This window comes from Cupriavidus sp. CuC1, from assembly GCF_044627735.1.
Taxonomy (GTDB): domain Bacteria; phylum Pseudomonadota; class Gammaproteobacteria; order Burkholderiales; family Burkholderiaceae; genus Cupriavidus; species Cupriavidus ulmosensis.
Window position 1 is genome coordinate 1 of the sequence record NZ_JBIUHC010000183.1, and the last position, 18,819, is coordinate 18,819.

The 18,819-nt window shown below is 65.4% G+C and carries 19 protein-coding genes; 11 read left to right on the forward strand and 8 right to left on the reverse strand.

What is annotated here, in order from left to right; all coding sequences use genetic code 11:
- Window positions 1–670: helix-turn-helix transcriptional regulator (locus ACGLHR_RS44035; RefSeq protein ID WP_400102145.1), on the forward strand; the 670-nt coding region annotated here is incomplete at its 5' end.
- A gap of 20 nt (window positions 671–690) precedes the next feature.
- Here the strand turns inward: ACGLHR_RS44035 and ACGLHR_RS44040 are convergent.
- Entirely contained in the window at window positions 691–1,806 is a 1,116-nt protein-coding gene (locus ACGLHR_RS44040; protein ID WP_400102146.1) for a porin, read from the reverse strand.
- Window positions 1,807–2,413: 607 nt separating this feature from the next.
- Here ACGLHR_RS44040 and ACGLHR_RS44045 point away from each other — a divergent pair.
- From ACGLHR_RS44045 to ACGLHR_RS44085, 9 genes are read left to right on the forward strand one after another with little or no spacing between them, the layout of a single operon-like run.
- Complete coding sequence (locus ACGLHR_RS44045; RefSeq protein WP_400102147.1) at window positions 2,414–3,442, forward strand: ABC transporter substrate-binding protein; 1,029 nt, start codon at window positions 2,414–2,416, stop codon at window positions 3,440–3,442.
- Window positions 3,443–3,445: 3 nt separating this feature from the next.
- On the forward strand, window positions 3,446–4,273 hold the full coding sequence (locus tag ACGLHR_RS44050) for an ABC transporter ATP-binding protein (protein ID WP_400102148.1): 828 nt from the start codon (window positions 3,446–3,448) through the stop codon (window positions 4,271–4,273).
- Complete coding sequence (locus ACGLHR_RS44055; protein WP_400102149.1) at window positions 4,273–5,112, forward strand: ABC transporter permease; 840 nt, start codon at window positions 4,273–4,275, stop codon at window positions 5,110–5,112. The genes ACGLHR_RS44050 and ACGLHR_RS44055 overlap by 1 nt, the downstream gene beginning before the upstream one ends.
- Before the next feature lie 34 nt (window positions 5,113–5,146).
- Complete coding sequence (locus ACGLHR_RS44060) at window positions 5,147–6,532, forward strand: FAD-dependent oxidoreductase (RefSeq protein WP_400102150.1); 1,386 nt, start codon at window positions 5,147–5,149, stop codon at window positions 6,530–6,532.
- 3 nt (window positions 6,533–6,535) lie between these two features.
- On the forward strand, window positions 6,536–7,723 hold the full coding sequence (locus ACGLHR_RS44065; protein ID WP_318230655.1) for a CoA transferase: 1,188 nt from the start codon (window positions 6,536–6,538) through the stop codon (window positions 7,721–7,723).
- Window positions 7,720–8,493: an enoyl-CoA hydratase-related protein gene (locus tag ACGLHR_RS44070; protein WP_400102151.1), complete on the forward strand. Its 774-nt coding sequence runs from the start codon at window positions 7,720–7,722 to the stop codon at window positions 8,491–8,493. The genes ACGLHR_RS44065 and ACGLHR_RS44070 overlap by 4 nt, the downstream gene beginning before the upstream one ends.
- The gene (gene fdxA, locus ACGLHR_RS44075) at window positions 8,493–8,828 is read left to right on the forward strand and encodes a ferredoxin (RefSeq protein WP_400102152.1); all 336 of its coding nucleotides are present in this window, start codon (window positions 8,493–8,495) and stop codon (window positions 8,826–8,828) included. Before ACGLHR_RS44070 ends, fdxA begins: the two co-directional genes overlap by 1 nt.
- 23 nt (window positions 8,829–8,851) lie before the next feature.
- On the forward strand, window positions 8,852–9,766 hold the full coding sequence (locus ACGLHR_RS44080) for a LysR family transcriptional regulator (protein ID WP_400102153.1): 915 nt from the start codon (window positions 8,852–8,854) through the stop codon (window positions 9,764–9,766).
- A 15-nt stretch (window positions 9,767–9,781) separates the two neighbouring features.
- The gene (locus ACGLHR_RS44085; RefSeq protein WP_400102159.1) at window positions 9,782–11,212 is read left to right on the forward strand and encodes an aldehyde dehydrogenase family protein; all 1,431 of its coding nucleotides are present in this window, start codon (window positions 9,782–9,784) and stop codon (window positions 11,210–11,212) included.
- A gap of 49 nt (window positions 11,213–11,261) precedes the next feature.
- Here ACGLHR_RS44085 and ACGLHR_RS44090 read toward each other — a convergent pair whose 3' ends face one another.
- The 7 genes from ACGLHR_RS44090 to ACGLHR_RS44120 form a co-directional block, all read right to left on the reverse strand.
- A complete protein-coding gene (locus tag ACGLHR_RS44090; RefSeq protein ID WP_267605658.1) occupies window positions 11,262–12,020 on the reverse strand; it encodes a 3-hydroxyacyl-CoA dehydrogenase in 759 nt (252 codons plus the stop codon).
- A gap of 159 nt (window positions 12,021–12,179) precedes the next feature.
- The gene (gene adk, locus ACGLHR_RS44095; RefSeq protein WP_400102154.1) at window positions 12,180–12,845 is read right to left on the reverse strand and encodes an adenylate kinase; all 666 of its coding nucleotides are present in this window, start codon (window positions 12,843–12,845) and stop codon (window positions 12,180–12,182) included.
- A gap of 368 nt (window positions 12,846–13,213) precedes the next feature.
- Window positions 13,214–14,023: a 3-deoxy-manno-octulosonate cytidylyltransferase gene (gene kdsB / locus ACGLHR_RS44100; RefSeq protein WP_400102155.1), complete on the reverse strand. Its 810-nt coding sequence runs from the start codon at window positions 14,021–14,023 to the stop codon at window positions 13,214–13,216.
- A gap of 12 nt (window positions 14,024–14,035) precedes the next feature.
- Window positions 14,036–14,224 (reverse strand): Trm112 family protein, encoded by a 189-nt coding sequence (locus ACGLHR_RS44105; protein ID WP_006157935.1) that lies wholly within the window; start codon window positions 14,222–14,224, stop codon window positions 14,036–14,038.
- Window positions 14,205–15,314 carry a tetraacyldisaccharide 4'-kinase gene (gene lpxK, locus ACGLHR_RS44110; RefSeq protein ID WP_400102156.1) on the reverse strand — a complete coding sequence of 370 codons (1,110 nt, stop codon included), beginning with the start codon at window positions 15,312–15,314 and terminating at the stop codon, window positions 14,205–14,207. Before lpxK ends, ACGLHR_RS44105 begins: the two co-directional genes overlap by 20 nt.
- A gap of 208 nt (window positions 15,315–15,522) precedes the next feature.
- The gene (locus ACGLHR_RS44115) at window positions 15,523–15,951 is read right to left on the reverse strand and encodes an ExbD/TolR family protein (protein WP_400102157.1); all 429 of its coding nucleotides are present in this window, start codon (window positions 15,949–15,951) and stop codon (window positions 15,523–15,525) included.
- A 6-nt stretch (window positions 15,952–15,957) separates the two neighbouring features.
- A complete protein-coding gene (locus ACGLHR_RS44120; RefSeq protein WP_006157938.1) occupies window positions 15,958–16,578 on the reverse strand; it encodes a MotA/TolQ/ExbB proton channel family protein in 621 nt (206 codons plus the stop codon).
- Between the two features lie 1,063 nt (window positions 16,579–17,641).
- On the opposite strand from ACGLHR_RS44120, the gene xseA reads away from it, so the two are divergent.
- Window positions 17,642–18,819, forward strand: a 1,178-nt coding sequence (gene xseA, locus ACGLHR_RS44125; RefSeq protein ID WP_400102158.1) for an exodeoxyribonuclease VII large subunit, incomplete at its 3' end; no start/stop codon positions are given.

Below are 18,819 nucleotides of genomic sequence, written 5' to 3' on the forward strand. Positions count from 1 at the left end.
CCCGGGCTTGCGCCGCGAGGAGCTGGCGCAGCTCGCTGGCCTGAGCGCCACCTGGGTAACGTGGCTGGAGCAGGGCCGGCCGGTGGCGCTGTCGGCCCGCGCGCTTGCCAGCCTGGCCGGCGCACTGCGGCTGTCGCGTGCGGAGCGGGCCTACCTGTTCGAGCTGGCCGGCCGGCGCGACCCCATGCAAGCGCAGGACGAACACGCACCCGCCACGGTCCTCGCCAGCGTGGAGGCCATCAACGGCCCAGCCTACCTGCTGGACCGGCAATGGAACGCGCTGGCCTGGAATGCCGCCGCCGCCGACCTGTTCGTGGGCTGGCTCGACCCCACCAGTGAGGATCGCAACCTGCTGCGCAGCATGTTCCTGTCGCCGGGTTTGCAGGCACTGGTGGAGGACTGGCCGCACCGCGCGGCACGGCTGGTGGCGGAATTCCGCGCGCACAGCATCCGCCATGCCGAAGACCCGCCGACGCGGGCGCTCGTGGACGGACTGATCTCGCAGAGCCCGGCGTTCCGCGCCGACTGGCTGTCGCAGGACGTGGAAGAGCGCCAGGGCGGCCGCCGCGGCTTTTGCCATCCGCAGCGCGGGCTGCTGCATTTCGAGCAGCTCACGCTGGTGCCGGCGGCCGCGCCGGGTCTGACGCTGGTGATGCTGATGCCTGCCTGAGGGCCAAGTGCCCTGGCGTCTTAGAACTTATGCCGGATCCCCGCCACTGCCGATACCTGGGTCTTGGTCGAGGACGGCGAGAGCGTGTAGATCTGGGCATATGTGGCGTCGCCGGCGGCGTGCTGGTATATGCCGACCAGGAACAGGTCGGTGCGCTTACTGAGGAAATAGTCGGCGCCGAGGTTGACCTGATGCCATTTCGGGCTGTTGTCCATAGGGCGGTAATCGCCCCACGTATAGATATAGGCTGCGCCCACCATCAGGTTTGGCGTGATGTAGTCGGTAACGGAAATCTCGCCGTTGTTGACCGTCAGCCTCGTATTGTCGAGGTAGTTGAAGCGCACATTGGTGTACAGGACCGAGACGCCCACCGGACCGAACTGATAGGCGCCCCCCGCGCCCCAGATCCGCTGCCGATCCACTTTGGCCCCGGTAGCCAGGCTGGTGAGGAAGGGAGACGTGAAGCCGTAGTCGCCGACTACTGCGCCCGACTGGTTAGTCGGGCTGTTCGGCGTATTCAGCTCCTCATACGCCACGCCCAGCGAAAGATCGTTGCGTTTGTACGATATGCCGAGGCTATACGCATTGTTCGAGCGGAAGTCGCCAGGCTTTTCCCCGAGGCTGAACATGCCGGCAAACTGCAGGCCACCGTATGAAGGGCTCTTGTAGGCGATCGTATTGTTGACGCGGAACGTGTTGAACACGTTGTCGCTGTCGCCGATGTGGGTGCCATAGGCGGCGAACTGTGTTGCCGATTCGAATGACCACAGCGTCGCCGCCGAGAGATCGTACTGCCGGCCTAATGTAACGGTGCCCAGATCCTGGGACGACATGCCGACGAAGGCCTGCCGGCCGAACATCCGCCCACCCTGCGAAGCCGCGCCATTGGTGACGGAAAAACCACTCTCCAGCGTAAAGATGGCCTTGTTGCCGCCACCCAGATCCTCCTCGCCCCTTAACCCCCAGCGAGGCGTTTGCATCGGCCCGTTGGCCATCTGGAAGCTGGAATGACTGTTCTGGTTGTTGGCATAAACAATGCCGGTCGAGATCAGCCCGTACAAATTCACCCCGCTTTGCGCGTGGGATGCCGAACACGCCAGCAATAACGTCGTGGCGACGATGGCACTTCGCTTCATAGTGACCTTCCTGTCATTAGAAAAAAAGTAAAAAAGCGGTCCTCCCGCACGCACCGCGGGTGCGCAGGGATCCGGAAGAAAGAAGAGCTGGACGGGAAGAGGTGCGGGCGACGTCGCTAGGAAACGACCCAAGCCGTGTCCGCAGGTAGCGGGAAGCTGGCTGGGATGGCTAGCCGGCCAAGGTGCTTGCCGGAACCGGCGTGGCGTGCAAGCACACGCGAGCCAGCACGGGCGAGAAGTAAGCCAATCGAATCGACTGCGTAACGGCTATGCATGCCTGCTCCCTCATTGATCTCTTTATCGGTGAGATTTGAGTGGATTGTCGGCGCAGGAAAACCGCCGCGGGAAGCACAGATTTTGGCTACCGCCGAGCGAATTTTTCGCTCGACCCATTAAGGGGCGCCCTTCTTTTTGCACCGCAATAAAGCATCGCCAGCACCTGCGTCGGGCATGCTGCACTGGCATTGTGCGCTCTAATTTGGGCATCGCCCATGCTCGAAAAACGGTTCTTGTTCGAGCACTCCCTCGTCATCAAAATACAGCAGTCACGAGATTTGACCGCTTGCAGACAGATCCGAAAACGAGGTGGAGACCCATGGAAATCAAGATGTCACGGTTAGACGACCCGAGCCGCAGGCGTGTGCTGCAGGCTTCCCTGCTGGCCGCCGGGCTGGCCACCGGCACGCTGCTGTCGGTGAGATCGTTCGCAGCCGATCGCGCGGCGGTGAATATGCAATTGGGCTGGATCCCTGGCGGCAACCAGGTGGGCGAAGTCGTGGCCAAGCGGCTTGGCTACTACGAGCAGGAAGGCATCGACTTCAAGATCCTGGCCGGCGGCCCCAATGTCGACGGGGTGGCCATCGTGGCCTCCGGGCGCGGCGAGGCCGGACAGATTTCTTCCAGCCCGTCCGTCATGCTGGCGGTATCGGAAGGGCTGCCGGTCCAGTGTTTTGCCACGGGCCTGCAGCGACACCCCTATGCATTCTTCTCGCTGAAGAAGGCCCCGATCCGCACGCCGCAGGACATGATCGGCAAGCGCATCGGTATCCACGCCACCGGACTCGTTTTGCTCAAGGCCCTGCTGGTCAAGCACAAGATCGCCGAGAGCCAGGTCAATATCGTGCCGATCGGCTCCGACATGATGCCTCTGCTGAGCGGTCGCGTCGACGCAGTAGCCGGCTGGCAGACCAACGTGTCCGCACTGAAGGCGCTCGGTGCCGACCGTGTCGACCTGAGCCTGTGGGACTCCGGTGTCCGGCTCTATGCGCTGCCCTACTACGCGCATACCGATACGCTGCGCAAGCATCCGGAAGTGCTGCAGCGCTTTCTGCGCGCGACCGCGCGCGGCTGGCTCTATGCCAACAAGAACCGCGACCAGGCCATCGACCTGCTGCTCAAGGAGTTCCCGAGCCTGAACCGCGCGGATGAGCGCGCATCGATCGACGTCCTGATGGGCTATGCCCTCAACCCGGCGAGCGCCACGCAGGGCTGGGGCAGCATGGACCCCGCCGTATGGCAGGAGCAGATCTCCCTGTACGCGCAGCTCGGCCAGTTCCGCGCGCGCGCTCCCAAGGTGGAGGATGTCATGACGCTCGACATCCTGCAGGCCACCAAATCGTCACGACTGGTGGTGTAAGCAATGCAAGCCACGCTATTCAATCCACGTCCTGCCGCACGCGCCGGCGTTCCAGCTTCCACCGGCACCGGACTTTCAATCAGTTGCCGCGATATCAATGTCCGCTTCTTCACCGACCGTCGCAGCACCACAGCCATCGAGGGCCTGAGCCTCGATGTGGCCACGGGGGAATTCCTGACGCTGCTCGGACCCTCCGGCTGCGGCAAGTCCACGTTCCTGCGCGTGGTGGCGGACCTGGTCAAGCCCAGCCGCGGCGACATCCGCGTGCTCAACGAACCGCCGGCGGTCGCTCGGGCCCGCCGCGACATCGGCTTCGTGTTCCAGGATGCGGCGCTGCTGCCCTGGCGCACGGCGTTGCAGAACGTCGAGCTGCCGCTTGAGGTCGCCAACGGCAAGGCGCGCGCGGGCAAGGCAACGCCACGCGAGCTGCTGGAACTGGTTGGCTTGAAGGGGCGCGAGGATGCGCTGCCTCATGAGATGTCCGGCGGCATGCGCCAGCGCGTCGCGATCGCCCGCGCGCTGGTCAGCGATCCGAAGGTGCTGCTGATGGACGAGCCCTTCGGTGCGCTGGATGAAATCACGCGCGACCGGCTGAACGAGGAATTGCGGCGGGTCTGGAAGGAAATGGGACTGACGATCCTGTTCGTCACGCACAGCATCCATGAAGCGGCATTCCTGGGCCAGCGCGTGCTCCTGCTGGCGGCCAACCCCGGCCGGGTCAAGGAAATCGTCCCGGTTGCGCTGCCTGAAGACCGCACCCTGGATGTGCGTGAAACCCCTGAGTTCGTAACACTATCCGCGCATCTGCGCCGCGTGCTGGAGACTTGCTGATGAGCACATCGGAAATGAAGTTGAACCTGCCCGTTGCCGGCGCGGATGCCGAGGCCCACGCCTATTTCGCCAGCCGTCGGCGGCGCGTCTGGCGCGCCCGCGTCTTGCCCGCGCTCGGCATCGCGGGGCTGCTGTTCGCCTGGTGGGCCGTGGTGGCGGGCTTCGATATCAAGCCCTTCATCGCGCCGTCTCCCGGGCTGGTGCTGCAGACATTCTTCGACAAGCGCGACGTTCTGCTGCAGAACCTGATTCCCACCGCCATCGAAGCGGCCGGCGGCTTCCTGTTGGGCAACCTGCTCGCCATCCTGCTGGCGACCGTGTTCGTCCATAACAAGACGCTGCAGGACATCTTCTACCCGGTGGCGGTCATGATCAACTCGATCCCGGTGGTGGCCAAGGCGCCGATCCTGGTGCTGATCATGGGCAACGGGATCGAGCCGAAGATCACCATCGCCGCCATCGTGTGCTTTTTCCCCACACTGGTGAACATGGTGCGCGGCCTGGAAGCCGTCAATCCGCAGTCGCTGGAACTGATGCGGGTCCTGTCGGCCAGCAAGCGCGAGATCTTCTTCAAGCTGCGCCTGCTCAATTCGCTGCCGTATCTCTTCTCCGCGCTGCGCATCGCCGCGTCGATGTCGGTGATCGGCGCGGTCGTCGGCGAATGGATCGGGGCCACGGTGGGCATCGGCGCCATGATCATCCAGGCCACTTATGCCTTTGACTCCGCCTTGCTATACGCGGCAATCATCATGTGCGCGGCGATGTCCGGCACCTTCTTCCTGGTGATCGCACTGGTCGAACGCTGGCTTATCACGTGGCAGCCTGAGCAATCGCACTGAGCGCTGCACGACAACAACAATCCCGAGGATACAAATGAACAAGATCAATGACTGGATCCGCCAGCCGGCACACGATGTGCGCGTCGCGGCCGCAGCAAATGTCGTGGTGGTGGGCGGTGGGCCGGCTGGCCTGTCGGCCGCGCTAGCCGCGGCAAGGAACGGCGCTGAGACGATTCTGCTCGAACGCTACAACCACCTGGGTGGCCTTGCTTCCGGCGGCATGGTGCTGGTGCTGGACGATATGTGGGACAGCCACCTGCAGGAGATCTCGGTGCGCGGCAACTGCATGACCATGATCGAAAACATGGCAGCGCTGGGCCTGGCCAAGTTTCCCCGCGCGAACGAATGGGGCGAAGACCCGGCCGACTATCGGCGCTGGGGCCGCTGGGGCACGTTCGATTTCCACAGCCAGAAGACGCCGCATCCGGTGTGCTTCGCCGCGGCCTTCGACCCGGACGCCTACAAGCGCGTCGCGCTCGACATGGTGCAGCAAGCCGGCGTCAAGCTGCGGCTGCATTCGTGGTTCTCGCAGACGTTGGTGGAGGACGGCCAGGTCAAGGGCGTGATCTGCGAAACGAAGAGCGGGCGTGAAGCCATCCTCGCCGACGTGGTGATCGACGCCACCGGCGACCTCGATGTCGCGGCCTCCGCAGGTGCGCCGCATGCCGGCGGCAGCTACATCACCACCACGGTGTTCCGCCTGGGCGGCGTGGATACGGGCGCCGCCGAGCGCTTCGAGCACGAAGAGCCAGAGGCCTACGCGCAGCTCGACCGCCAGATCAAGCGCATCCTCGGCGGCTCGTGGGGACTGTGGTGGCTCAAGACGCCGCTGCCTGGCGTGGTGTGGTGCAACTGCCCGCACATGGCGGGCATCGACGGCCTCAAGGCGGAAGACCTGACGCGCGCCGAACTCCAGGGTCGCCAGCATATCCACGCCGTGGTCGAGTTCGTGCGCGACAAGCTGCCCGGCTTCGAGCAATGCTACGTGATCGACGTCGCACCGCAGACGGGCGTGCGGCAGACCCGCCTGCTCGAAGGCGAGTACGTGATGTCCAAGGAAGACGTGGCGCAGCGGTTGCGCTTTGACGACAGCATCGCGCGCGGCCGTGACTACTACATGCCGTACCGCGCGCTGTTGCCAAAGCAGGTGGACAACCTGCTGGTGGCCGGCCGCCACTACTCGGCCACCTCGCAGGCGCAGAAGATCTCGCGCGAGATCCCGCCCTGCATGGCGATGGGCGAAGCCGCCGGCGTCGCCGCAGCGCTGGCGCTCAACGCCAATGTTTCAGTGCGCGACGTCGACGTGCGGGCGGTGCAGAAGACCTTGCGCGCACAGGGCGCGGATCCCGGCGACCAGACTGGCCGCAACGCGGATATTCCCGCACTGGCGGCCTATGTGCAGCAGGCGGAGGCGGCATAAGACATGGAGAACAACAACATGGCGCAAGACCTGCCCCTGAGCGGCATCCGGGTCATCGATTTCACCCAGGTGATGATGGGCCCGGTGTGCACGCAGACGCTGGCCGACTACGGCGCCGACGTTATTAAGGTGGAGCGCAAGGGCTCCGGCGATCTCAGCCGCTCCACCTTCGAGCCGGTTGCCGGCGCGGACAACCCCATCTTCTGCAGCCTGAACCGCAACAAGCGCAGCATTGCGCTTGACCTGCGGGATCCGGAACAGATGGCGCACGTGAAGACCCTGATCGCCGGCGCCGATGTCGTGGTCAATAATTTCCGCGCGGGGGTGATGGAGCGCATGGGCCTCGGCTACGAGGCATGCCGCGCGTTGAATCCGCGCATCATCTACGCGGTCGGCACCGGCTTCGGCGAATCCGGGCCGTATGCGCACAAGGGCGGCCAGGACGTGCTGGCGCAGGCCATTACCGGCGTGATGGCGCGCCGGGCCGACGATTCGGTGCCGGTCTCGGTCTACCCGACCGCGCTGGCCGACTATTCCGCCGGCATGCACATGGTGCAGGGCGTGCTGCTGGCCTTGCTGGACCGCGCCCGCACTGGCGAGGGACAGAAGATCAGCGTGTCGCTGTACAACTCCATGCTCGCCATGCAGATGCAGGAAGCGGCCATGATCATGATGGACGATTCCGAGGTCAACTGGGCGGCCATGCCGTTGTCCGGCGTGTTCGATACGCAGACGGGACCCCTGGTGATGGTGGGCGCATTCAAGCAGAACCCGTTGCGCGACATCTGCGCGGCGCTTGAGATCGAGGACATGTCGGCAGATCCGCGCTACTGCGACCTGAGCCAGCAGTTCCGCAACAAGGCCGGGCTGCAGGCAGTGCTGCGCGAGCGCTTTGCCGCCAATACGCGCGACCACTGGCTCTCCCGCCTGGAAGCGCAGGACATACTCTGCGCGCCGGTGCGAGACCTGCGCGAAGCGCTGGTGGATCCGCAGACTTTGCACAACCAGCTGCTGCTGGAAGGCGCGGGCGAGGGCCGGCAAGTCAAGTTCGTCGGCAGTCCCATCAGCATGTCGCGCGCTCGCGTCAGCCTGCGCCGCCCGCCGCCGCGGCTCGGTCAGCATAACGATGACGTGCTGCGCGAACTAGAGGGCATGCCGGCAACGATGGCCGTGCAAGGAGTGGCGGAATGAGCGTCCATCTGCAAGTCGAGAATTTTGTCGCCACGGTGACCTTGTCGCGGCCCGAGGTCATGAACGCAGTCGATCTCGCCACCGAGGCCGAGTTGCAAGGCATCTGGGCAGAGCTGGAGCGGCGCGACGATGTTCGCGTCATCGTGCTGACGGGGGAGGGTGACCGCGCCTTCTGCGTGGGCGCCGATATGAAGAACCCGTCCACCACCGGCCTGGAATACTGGGGTGCCGCGCGGCCTGGCGGATTCGGCGGCATCGCGTTGCGCGAGTCGCTGAATATACCTGTCATCGCTCGCGTCAACGGCTTCGCGCTCGGCGGCGGCTTCGAGATGGTGCTGGGCTGCGACATCGTGGTCGCTTGCGAGGAGGCCAGCTTTGGCTTGCCCGAAGCGCTGGTGGGACGCATGCCGCTCGACGGCGGCATGACCCTGCTGCAGCGTCAGATCCCGTTCCGCAAGGCCATGGCCATGCTGCTGACGGGGCGCCGCATGCCGGCACGCGAAGCCGCCGAGATCGGCCTGATCAACGAGGTGGTGCCACGCGCGCAACTGGATGCGGCGGTGCAAGTCTGGATCGATGCGCTGCTGGCGTGCGCGCCGCTGTCGCAGCAGGCGATCAAGCAGGTTGTGCGCCGCACGTCGACCTTGTCGCCGGCCGACGCCCAGGCACTGCGGCTGCCCGCCCTGGTCGACGCGCTGCAGTCCGAGGACGCGCACGAAGGCGTGCTGGCCTTCCAGCAAAAGCGCAAGCCGCAATGGAGCGGGCGCTGATGGCCTACGTCATTGCCTCTGGTTGTATCGATGTCAGGGACGGCGCCTGCGTGAAATGCTGCCCCGTCGATTGCATCTACGAGGGCGTGCGCACGCTCTATATCCACCCCGATGAATGCATCAGCTGCGGCATCTGCGTTTCCGTGTGCCCGACCGAAGCCATCCACGACGAATCGGAGCTGCCGCCGGCGCAGGCCGTGTTCGCCGCCGTGAACAGGGAGTTTTTTGCCAGGCACGTGAGCGGCGTCGGCTCGCCGGGCGGCGCCGACTACGTCGGGCCGCAGGCCTGTGACCACCCCGTGGTCGAGGCGTATCCTGTGCGCAGCGAGCCGTAGTTCATGAATCGATCGAGGAGAGCATGCACGCCAGCATCCTGAAGTACTTCGTTGAAGTCGCGCGATGCGGGTCGATCCGCAAGGCGGCGCAGAACCTTTATGTCGCATCCAGCGCCGTCAACCGGCAGATTCTCAAGCTCGAGGCCGAGATGGGAACCGAGCTGTTCGACCGCTTGCCCAACGGCATCCGGCTGAATGCTTCGGGCGAGCGGATGCTGCAGCATATCCGCGCGACGCTCAACGATTTTCACCTGATGCGAAGCGAACTCGATGAACTCAAGGACGAACGCAGGGGTCACATATCGGTCGCGGCGATGGACTCACTGTTCGTCGATTTCCTCCCCGCGGCGGTGGAGGACTATTCGGAACTATATCCGGCAGTGACGTACTCCATCGCCGCCATCACCCCCTGGGATGTCGCGCCAAAAGTCCTGGGTGGCGAGTTCGATGTCGGCGTCACCTTTATCGCCAAGCTGCCGGCGGGGCTGAACGTCGTGGCCCAGGTCGCGCTGCCGCCAGGCGTAGTAATGGCCTCTTCCCATCCGCTTGCGAAGAAGGAGCGGATCAGCTTTGCCGACTGCCGCAGCCACGCGTTCCTGCGCCTCGAAGGACGCTCGCCGATCCAGGGCGTGGTGTCTCCCAGGTTCATGGAATTCTGGGATCTGATGACCCCCAGCGTTACCTGCAATTCCACTCTTCTGCTCAAGCGCCTGGTCGCCTCGGGGCGGGGCATTTCCTTCTTCTCCAAGCTCGCTTTCATTGATGAGATCGCCAGCGGCGAAGTGGTCTGGCGCCCGTTCGACGAACCCAATATCAACGCGCTGACGGTTGGCATCATCACGCCATGCCAGCGCGTGCTGTCCAATGTCACGCTGGAATTCGTCAAGGGCATCGTGCACCGCCTCAAGCAGGTAGAACTCTCATTGCTAGACACGTAGAAACCTGACATGACCATGTATAAGAACTATATCGACGGCCAATGGCTCGACGGCGCATCCGCTCACGCCAACGTCAATCCGTCCGACACCACCGACATCATCGGCCACTACGCGCTGGCCGATGCCGCACAGGCCGGCCAGGCCAGCGCCGCCGCCCATGCCGCCGCGCCGCGGTGGGCCGCCAGCACGCCACAACAACGCGCCGATGCGCTCGACAAGATCGGTACCGAGCTCCTGGCGCGGCGCGAGGAACTCGGCCTGCTGTTGTCGCGCGAAGAAGGCAAGACCCTGCCCGAAGGCATCGGCGAGGTCACCCGTGCGGGGAATATCTTCAAGTTCTTCGCCGGGGAGGCCTTGCGCCAGCGCGGCGACAAGCTGGCCTCGGTACGGCCTGGCGTGGAAATCGAAGTCACGCGCGAGCCGGTCGGGGTGGTAGGCATCATCGCGCCATGGAACTTCCCGATGGCGATTCCCGCCTGGAAGATCGCACCAGCCCTGGCGTACGGCAACACGGTCGTGTTCAAGCCCGCGGAGCTCGTGCCGGGCTGCGCCTGGGCGCTGGCGGAGATCATCAGCCGCGCGGGATTGCCGGCGGGAGCATTCAACCTGGCGATGGGGCGCGGCTCGCAAGTGGGCCAGGCCATGCTTGATGACAGGCGTATCGCCGGGATTTCCTTCACCGGTTCCGTGGCTACGGGCGGGCGCGTGGCCCAGGCGGCCGCCCAACGGCTGGCCAAGGTCCAGCTTGAAATGGGCGGCAAGAACCCGATGGTGGTGCTCAATGATGCCGATCTCGAGGTGGCGGTGGAGTGCGCCGTGCAAAGCGCATTCTTCTCCACCGGGCAGCGCTGCACCGCATCGAGCCGGCTGATCGTGGAAGAGGGCATCTATGCCCGTTTCGTCGAACGGATGCAGGAGCGCACGGCCGCGCTCAGGATCGGCCACGCCCTCGACACCGGCACCGACATCGGCCCGGTGGCAAGCGGCGACCAGCTTGAGCAGGACTTGCGCTACCTCGCCATCGGGCGCGAGGAGGGCGCCAGGTTGGTGTGCGGCGGCGAACACGTGACACGCGCCACGCCGGGCTTCTACCTGACGCCGGCGATCTTCGCCGATTGCAGCAACGACATGCGGATCTGCCGCGAGGAGATCTTCGGGCCGGTTGCCGCCATCATCCCGGCCAGGAACTATGAGCATGCACTGGAACTGGCCAACGACACCGAGTTCGGCCTCGCCAGCGGTATCTGCTCGACGTCGCTAAAGCACGTACAGCACTTCAAACGGCACGCTCAAGCGGGCATGGTCATGGTCAATGTGCCCACGGCAGGTGTCGATTATCACGTCCCGTTCGGCGGCCGCAAGGGCTCCAGCCTGGGGCCGCGCGAGCAGGGCACCTTCGCGGCCGAGTTCTATACGACGGTGAAGACGGCTTACGTGGCAGGTTGAGAGGATGACGCTGGTGGCGGACTGGCCGCCACCCCGGCCGCCGCCGGCCTTACTTCGGCTGCATGCGGATGGCGCCGTCGAGCCGGATCACTTCGCCGTTGAGCATGGTGTTGGCGATGATGGATCCCACCAGCTTCGCGTACTCGGCCGGGCGGCCCAGGCGCGGCGGGAACGGCACCATCTTGCCCAGCGCGTCCTGTACGTCCTGCGGCATGCCCAGCAGCATCGGCGTCTCGAACAGCCCCGGGGCGATCGTCATGCAGCGCACGCCGTCGCGCGACAGGTCGCGCGCGATGGCCAGCGTCATGGCGACCACGCCGCCCTTGGAGGCCGCGTAGGCGGCCTGTCCGATCTGGCCATCGAACGCCGCCACCGATGCCGTATTGATGATCACGCCACGCTCGCCTTCCGCGTCGGGCGTGTTCTGCACCATGGCCGCGGCAGCCAGCCGGATCATGTTGAAGGTACCGATCAGGTTGACGCGGATGGTCTTGTCGAAGGCGTCGAGCGGGTGCGGGCCGTTCTTGCCCACCGTCTTGTTGGCGGTGGCGATGCCGGCGCAGTTGACCAGCCCGGCCAAGCGGCCCAGCGCGGTGGCTGCCGCCACGGCAGCCTGTCCGTCGGCCTCGCTGCTGACGTCGCAGCGCACGAACTTCCCGCCCAGCTCGGCCGCCAGCGCGGTGCCGGCAGCTTCGTTGAGGTCGGCGATCACTACCTTGCCGCCGGCGGCGGCCAGCATGCGGGCGCTGCCCTCGCCGAGCCCGGAGGCGCCGCCGGTGACAATAAAGACGTTGTCGCGGATTTCCATCGTTGTCTTCCTCGCTTGGATAAGTGGTTTCTTGGTTTTCTGGCGCTGCAGATATGGCATGTTGGCATAACGTTTACGTAAACGTCAATTCGCCGGCGGGAATAAAAAAGGCGACCCGGGGGTCGCCTTTCTTTCTGCAGCGCTGGATGTGCGCGCGGCTTACTTCAGTGCGTCGAACACACGCGCGGTGATGTCTTCCACGCTGCCAACGCCCGCGATCTTGCGATACTGCGGCGGTGCAACCTTGGCGGTGGGGTCGCCATTGGCGGCCCACTTGGAGTAGTAGTCCACCAGCGGACGGGTCTGCTGGGAGTAGACGTCGAGGCGCTTCTTGACGGTCTCTTCCTTGTCGTCGTCGCGCTGGATCAGCGGTTCGCCGGTGACGTCGTCCACGCCTTCCACCTTGGGCGGGTTGTACTTGACGTGGTAGGTGCGGCCCGATGCCACGTGCGCGCGGCGCCCGCTCATGCGCTCGATGATGGCATCGAACGGCACGTCGATTTCCAGTACGTAGTCGATCGCCACGCCCGCTTCCTTCATGGCCTCGGCCTGCGGAATGGTGCGCGGGAAGCCATCGAACAGATAGCCGTCCTTGCAATCGGCCGCCTGCAGGCGGTCCTTGACCAGGCCGATGATGATGTCGTCCGACACCAGGCCACCTGCGTCCATCACCTTCTTGGCGGCCACGCCTAGCGGCGTGCCAGCCTTCACCGCGGCGCGCAGCATGTCGCCGGTGGAGATTTGGGGGATGCCGAACTTCTCGCAGATGAACTGGGCTTGCGTGCCTTTGCCGGCGCCAGGTGCGCCCAACAGGATCAAACGCATTACGGGTCCTCAGAGTTTTGAATCTTGTATGGCAGGGGGAATGGAAGGAGGGTAACGCCGAAACTTGACGCGAGGCTTACCAACGCCGTCAGGACGGCGCACCTCGGGTCGGAGTCTGGTCTGTTGACGGTCGGCACGCTAAAGCGCTAAAGCCTCTGCCGCTGGCGGCGGGCGGGTACCGAACGGGCTCACTTTTCATCTCCCCACCGAGCCTTGGCCGGACGCCCGGGCGCCCGACGGCTCTGTATCGGCAAGCATTATGCCATGAGGCGGCGCGAAATCGGATCGCCGCTGCGGTGACATCTGCCATGACTTATGTCGCAGGTCATGGGATGACTGTCGCAGCCGGCGGCCATCGCCAAGTGCGCTCAGGGGCCTTCCTGTGCCATGGCCTGCGCCCAAAGCACACGCACGCGGTCCAGGTCGGCCTGCGTATCGACGCCCGGCGCGGGCACTGCCGCTGTTTCCAGCACGCCGATACGCTCGCCATGCCACATCGCGCGCAGCTGCTCCAGGGCTTCCGTCTGCTCCACCGGCGACAGCGCCAGCGTGGGGAAGCGCCGCAGGAATCCGGCGCGGTAGGCGTACAGGCCAATGTGGCGCAATACCGGCATGGCCGGCAACGCCACCTGGGCGGTGGCTGCCGCCGCGGCCGGCACGCTGGCCCAGGCGTCGCGCGCCCAGGGGATCGGGGCGCGGGAGAAATACAGCGCGCGGCCGGCGGCATCGCACACCACTTTCACCACATTGGGGTTGAACACCTCGGCAATCTCGCCGATCGGATGTGCAGCGGTGGCGATGGCGCAATCGGCATGGTGCGCCAGATGCAGCGCCACCTCGTCGATCAGGCCGGGCTCGATGAGTGGCTCGTCGCCCTGCACATTGACCACGATGGCATCGTCCGGCAGGCCCAGCAGGGTGGCCACTTCGGCCAGGCGGTCGGTGCCCGAGGGATGGTCGGCACGCGTGATCACGGCTTCGATGCCATGCGCCGCGCAGGCTGCCGCCACTTCGGGCGCGTCGGTGGCCACCACCGTGCGCTGCGCCGACGAGGCATGGGCGCGCTCAGCCACGCGCACGATCATGGGCTTGCCGCCGATATCGGCCAGCGGCTTGTTGGGCAGCCGGGTGGAGGCCAGGCGCGCCGGGATGACGACGGTAAAAGCGGGCAGCGACATGGTGCGAGCCGCTTATTCCGGCGAGACCAGCCGGCCCGGCACGGTCTGGCGTGCTTCATCGGCCAGCATGATGGGAATGCCGTCGCGGATCGGATAGGCCAGTTTGTCCACGTGGCAGATCAGTTCCTGGGCGGCACGGTCATGTTCCAGCTTGCTCTTGCACAGCGGGCAGACCAGGATTTCAAGCAGCCGGTTGTCCATCTTGCGTTTCCTTGGTGTGGCCGGCGGCGGTCGCGGCGCCCAGCGCTGCGGGAGCGGCCTGGGCATGCGCGGCGACAGCGCGGCGAATTTTTTCGATCAGGCCCGCATCGATCACGGGCGTGGTGGGGACGACCCAGATCCGCGGGTCCAGCGGGTCACTGAGGCGCTCGCATTTTACGGCATCCTTCTCGGTGATCAGGATCGCATCGGCCGCTTGCGCGACAGGATCGCCGGCAAAGGGGTCTTCGGCGAAGTCGTAGTGGTCCGGCAGCGGCATGGTGTCGGGCGCGAGGCCTGCCGCGCGCAGGCTGGCGAAGAAGCGCTCGGGGTTGCCGATGCCGGCGGCGGCCAGCACGCGCTGCCCGGCAAACGCGGACAGCGGCCTGGCCATGGTCGGGTCGGCCAGTTGCCAGGCATCGTCCAGGACCAGGCGCATGCCGTAGACATCCGGCTTGTCCTGGCTGGGGCGGAAGTCCGGGTCGTTGATGAGGGTGGCGTCGCGCCGGCGCGAGAGCGATTCGCGCAGCGGGCCCGCGGGCAGCAGCAAGCCGTTGCCGCCCATGCGCGAATCGAACATCACGATCTCGAAGTCGCGTTGCAGCTTGTAGTGCTGCAGGCCATCGTCGAGCAGCAGCACGTTGACGCCGGGATGCGAGACCAGCATGGTCTGCGCGCATAGCGCGCGGTCGGGGAAGACCCAGACCGGCACGTCGGTGGCGCGCGCGATCAAGAGTGGCTCGTCGCCCACGTCCTTGGCCTGCGAGGTGGGCTTGACCCGGCGCGGATGCTTGAGCTTGACGCCGTAGCCGCGCGAGACCACGCCCGGGCGCAGGCCGGACTCGGCCAGCGCATGGGCCAGCGCGATCACCGCCGGGGTCTTGCCGGTGCCGCCCACGGTCACGTTGCCGACCACCACCACCGGCATGGGCAGGCGCGTCGAGCGGTACCAGCCGCGCCGGTATGCCAGGCGCCGCCAGCCGCTGACCAGGCCGAACACCCACGACAGCGGCAGCATCAGCCAGGCGAACCAGCCGCGGCGTTGCCACTGGGCGGTCACGAAGTCGGCAAGGGCGTTGCGGGGAGCTGGCATGGGTGTGGTAGGCAGGGCTGGGCGGTAATGTTGCGTTGAAAAGGGCAGGGGCGGGGCCGGGGACGGTAGCGCGGCGCGCCGGCATGATGGCGCCATCGCGCCATGGCTGGACAGCGCAAGCGAGCTACCCAGCCATTATGGGCACCTTGCGGCGCCCGCCGCAAGGTGCGGCTCGCTGCGGGTGATCTGCATCCGCGCGCTGGGCCGTTCAGCGCGCCTGCGAGCTCTGCGTGGCGAAGGTCAGGCGGGGCAGCCCGGCCAGGCGGGCGGCTTCCATGACATTGATCACGGACTGATGCGTGGCCTGTGCGTCCGCGTTGACGATCAGCACCGGCGGCTGGCCGTCGGCCGGGCCGGCGACCTCGCGCAGGCGCTGGGCCAGGCTGGTTACGTCCTGCTGGTCCATGACCTGCTTGTTGATCGAGTAGACGCCCCTGGCCGATACGGATACCACGATCTCGCCGGGGCGCTGCTGCGCCTTTTCGGCGTCGGCGGTCGGCAACTGGATCTGCAGCTCGGTATAGCGCGAGTATGTGGTCGTGATCATCAGGAAGATCAGGATCACGAGCAGGACGTCGATCAACGGGATGAGGTTGATCTCCGGTTCTTCACGCCGCTGGCGGGATCGGAAGTGCATGGCGTATCAGGCGCGGCGCTGCGGCAGGATGGCGTCCAGGAAGGCGGTGGCGCGGAATTCCAGCTCGGCCACGTAGTCGTCCACGCGCCGGCGGAAGTAGCGCCAGAAGATCAGTGCCGGAATCGCGATGATCAGGCCGAAGGCAGTGTTATAGAGCGCCACCGAGATGCCGTGGGCCAGCTGCTCGGGGCTGGCGCCGGCGCCGCCCTGGCTGCCGAAGATCTCGATCATGCCGATCACGGTGCCTAGCAGGCCCATCAGCGGCGCCACCGAGGCGATCGTGCCCAGTGCGTTGAGGTAGCGTTCCAGCTCGTGCGCCACGGCACGCCCGGCTTCCTCGACCACTTCCTTGGCGGCATCGCGGGAGGTGTGGGGTTGCAGCACCACATGGCGCAGGCCGGCGGCCAGCACGCGGCCCAGCGGGGAGTTCTGCTCCAGCGTGTTGACCACCTCCGGCGTGGCGCGGCGCTGGTGCGCCACCGACAGGGCTTCGTCGTAAAGCTTGGGCGGCAGCACCTTGCTGCGCTTCAGGCTGAGGAAACGCTCGACGATCAGCGCCAGGGCGATGACCGAGGCGAGCAACAAGGGCCAGATCGGCCAGCCGGCAGCTTGAATGATGGAAAACACGTGGAACCCCGAGTCAACGGCTTGTGTGCTCATGCCAGGCGCCGCAGCCGTGCGCGCGCTGGCTATGTTCGAAAATGTTCGAAAAAATCAGGCGCCACTCTAACCCGCAGCACCGGGCGCGGCAAGACGCAGCATCGCGGTGTGTCTGCCGCGCATCGTGCGCGCGAGGCGCAGGGGCGGCGACTGCCGGGATGTCCACATGGAACAGGGACAGTGCTGTGGATGAATTGTGGACAGCGGGCTGACAAGGCAGTCAAGTCGCTGATTGATAAGGAAAAATTGTGGGTCGCTTAAAAAACAGGCAAGCGATGAGTGACGAAGACATCCTCCGGACACGCGCGGACCGTCCAAAACCAGACTCCCGTCTATCCACATTAATGCAGGACAGTGCTGTGGACCGTTTGTGGACAGACGCCTGAAAAGAACGCTAAGTCATTGATTGGAAAGGCAGGTATACGCGCTGCCTAAAAAATGTGCAGAACACGCCAGATGGGCTCCGCGGGGGCCGCCGACGGCCCGTAAACGGAAAAATCCCGCCATGTCTCTCCCTTTCCACATTCCGCCGGGACAGTCTTGTGGACGGGTTGTGGAAAACTATCTGAGAAGCCACTTAAGTCATTGATTGAAAAGCACTTCATACCTGCTGATTAAAAAATAGGCAATAGCTATTTGCGCGGTATTATCCAGTCCCCGCGCTCATGGTCAGCACATGGCCGCGCAATGTCACTGTAAGGCGGTCTTGCGATCTCTTTTCGCCCCTGGTTGGGCATTTCCGGCAGGTCGCAGAAAGTTTTCCACAGCCGGGGCGTTCTATCCGAGGTTGTCCAGAGTTCCTGTGGATAACTTTGTGAACAAGCCGGGGGCGCAGCCGGTAAGTGTTTGACGCATAAGGGGTTTGTTTACATTGCCTAAAAAATAAGACAGCCGAAAGCGCATAAGAATCAAAGGCTTGTGTCAAGTCATGCCGCTTTGCGGGGTTATTGCCTCCCCCACCCCAAGAGACTTGACAGACCAGTTATGCTGTGGACATGTCAATTCCACGCCGCTTGCCCGGCCGTGCCCCATGTCAGAACCGCTGAACTTTTCGCGTGAAACCCAGCCTATGGCCCCTCCAGGGGCACGTGAGGCGATTCCAGTCGGGGAACTGAACCACGCGATCGCCCAGGTACTGGAACGTAGTTTTCCGCTGACCTGGGTCCGGGGCGAAATCTCAAATTTCACACGCGCCGCCAGCGGCCACTGGTATTTCTCGCTCAAGGACGCGCGTGCCCAGATCCGCTGCGTGATGTTCCGCGGGCGCAACCAGCATGTCGACTTCACGCCGCGCGAGGGCGAGGCGGTCGAGGTGCGGGCGCTGGTGTCGATGTATGAGGCGCGCGGCGAGTTGCAGCTGGGTGTGGAGGGCATGCGCCGCGCCGGCCTTGGCAATCTCTACGAGGCATTCTTGCGCCTGAAGGAAAAGCTCTCGCAGGCCGGGCTGTTCGCGCCCGAGCGCAAGCGGCCACTGCCGGTCCACGCCCGCACCATTGGCGTGATCACCTCGCTGCAGGCCGCCGCCTTGCGCGACGTGATCAGCACCCTGCGCCGGCGCGCGCCGCATGTGCCCGTCGTGGTTTACCCGGTGCCGGTGCAGGGCGCCGGCGCGGCGGCCAGGATCGCCGCCATGATCGACACCGCCAGCGAGCGCAACGAATGCGATGTGCTGATCCTGTGCCGTGGCGGCGGCAGCATCGAAGACCTGTGGTCGTTCAATGAAGAGAGCGTGGCGCAGGCCATCGCGCGCTGCGCCGTGCCGGTGGTCTCCGGCGTGGGCCACGAAACCGATTTCACCATCGCCGACTTCGTCGCCGACGTGCGCGCGCCCACCCCTACCGGTGCAGCCGAGCTGGTCAGCCCGGACCGTAGCCATATGCTGCTGCAAGCCAGCCGCGCGCGCGACGCGCTGGCCCAGTGCATGCAGCGCCAGCTCGACCGGCGCGCCCAGAACCTGGACTGGCTGGCCCGCCGCCTGCGCAGCCCGCAAGCGCAGGTGCAGGAGCGCCGCCTGCAGGTCGACAACCTCATGCGTCACCTGCGCTCCGCGCTGCGCGATACCGTGGCAGCCCAGCGGCACCGCCAGCAGGTGCTGGCCATGCGCTGGGCGGCCGGCCGTCCCGACCTGGCCCAGGCCCAGGCCGAGCTGCGCCGCACCGCGCTGCGCCTGCGCGACGCCATGGAACCCGGCTGCCTGCGCTACCACGT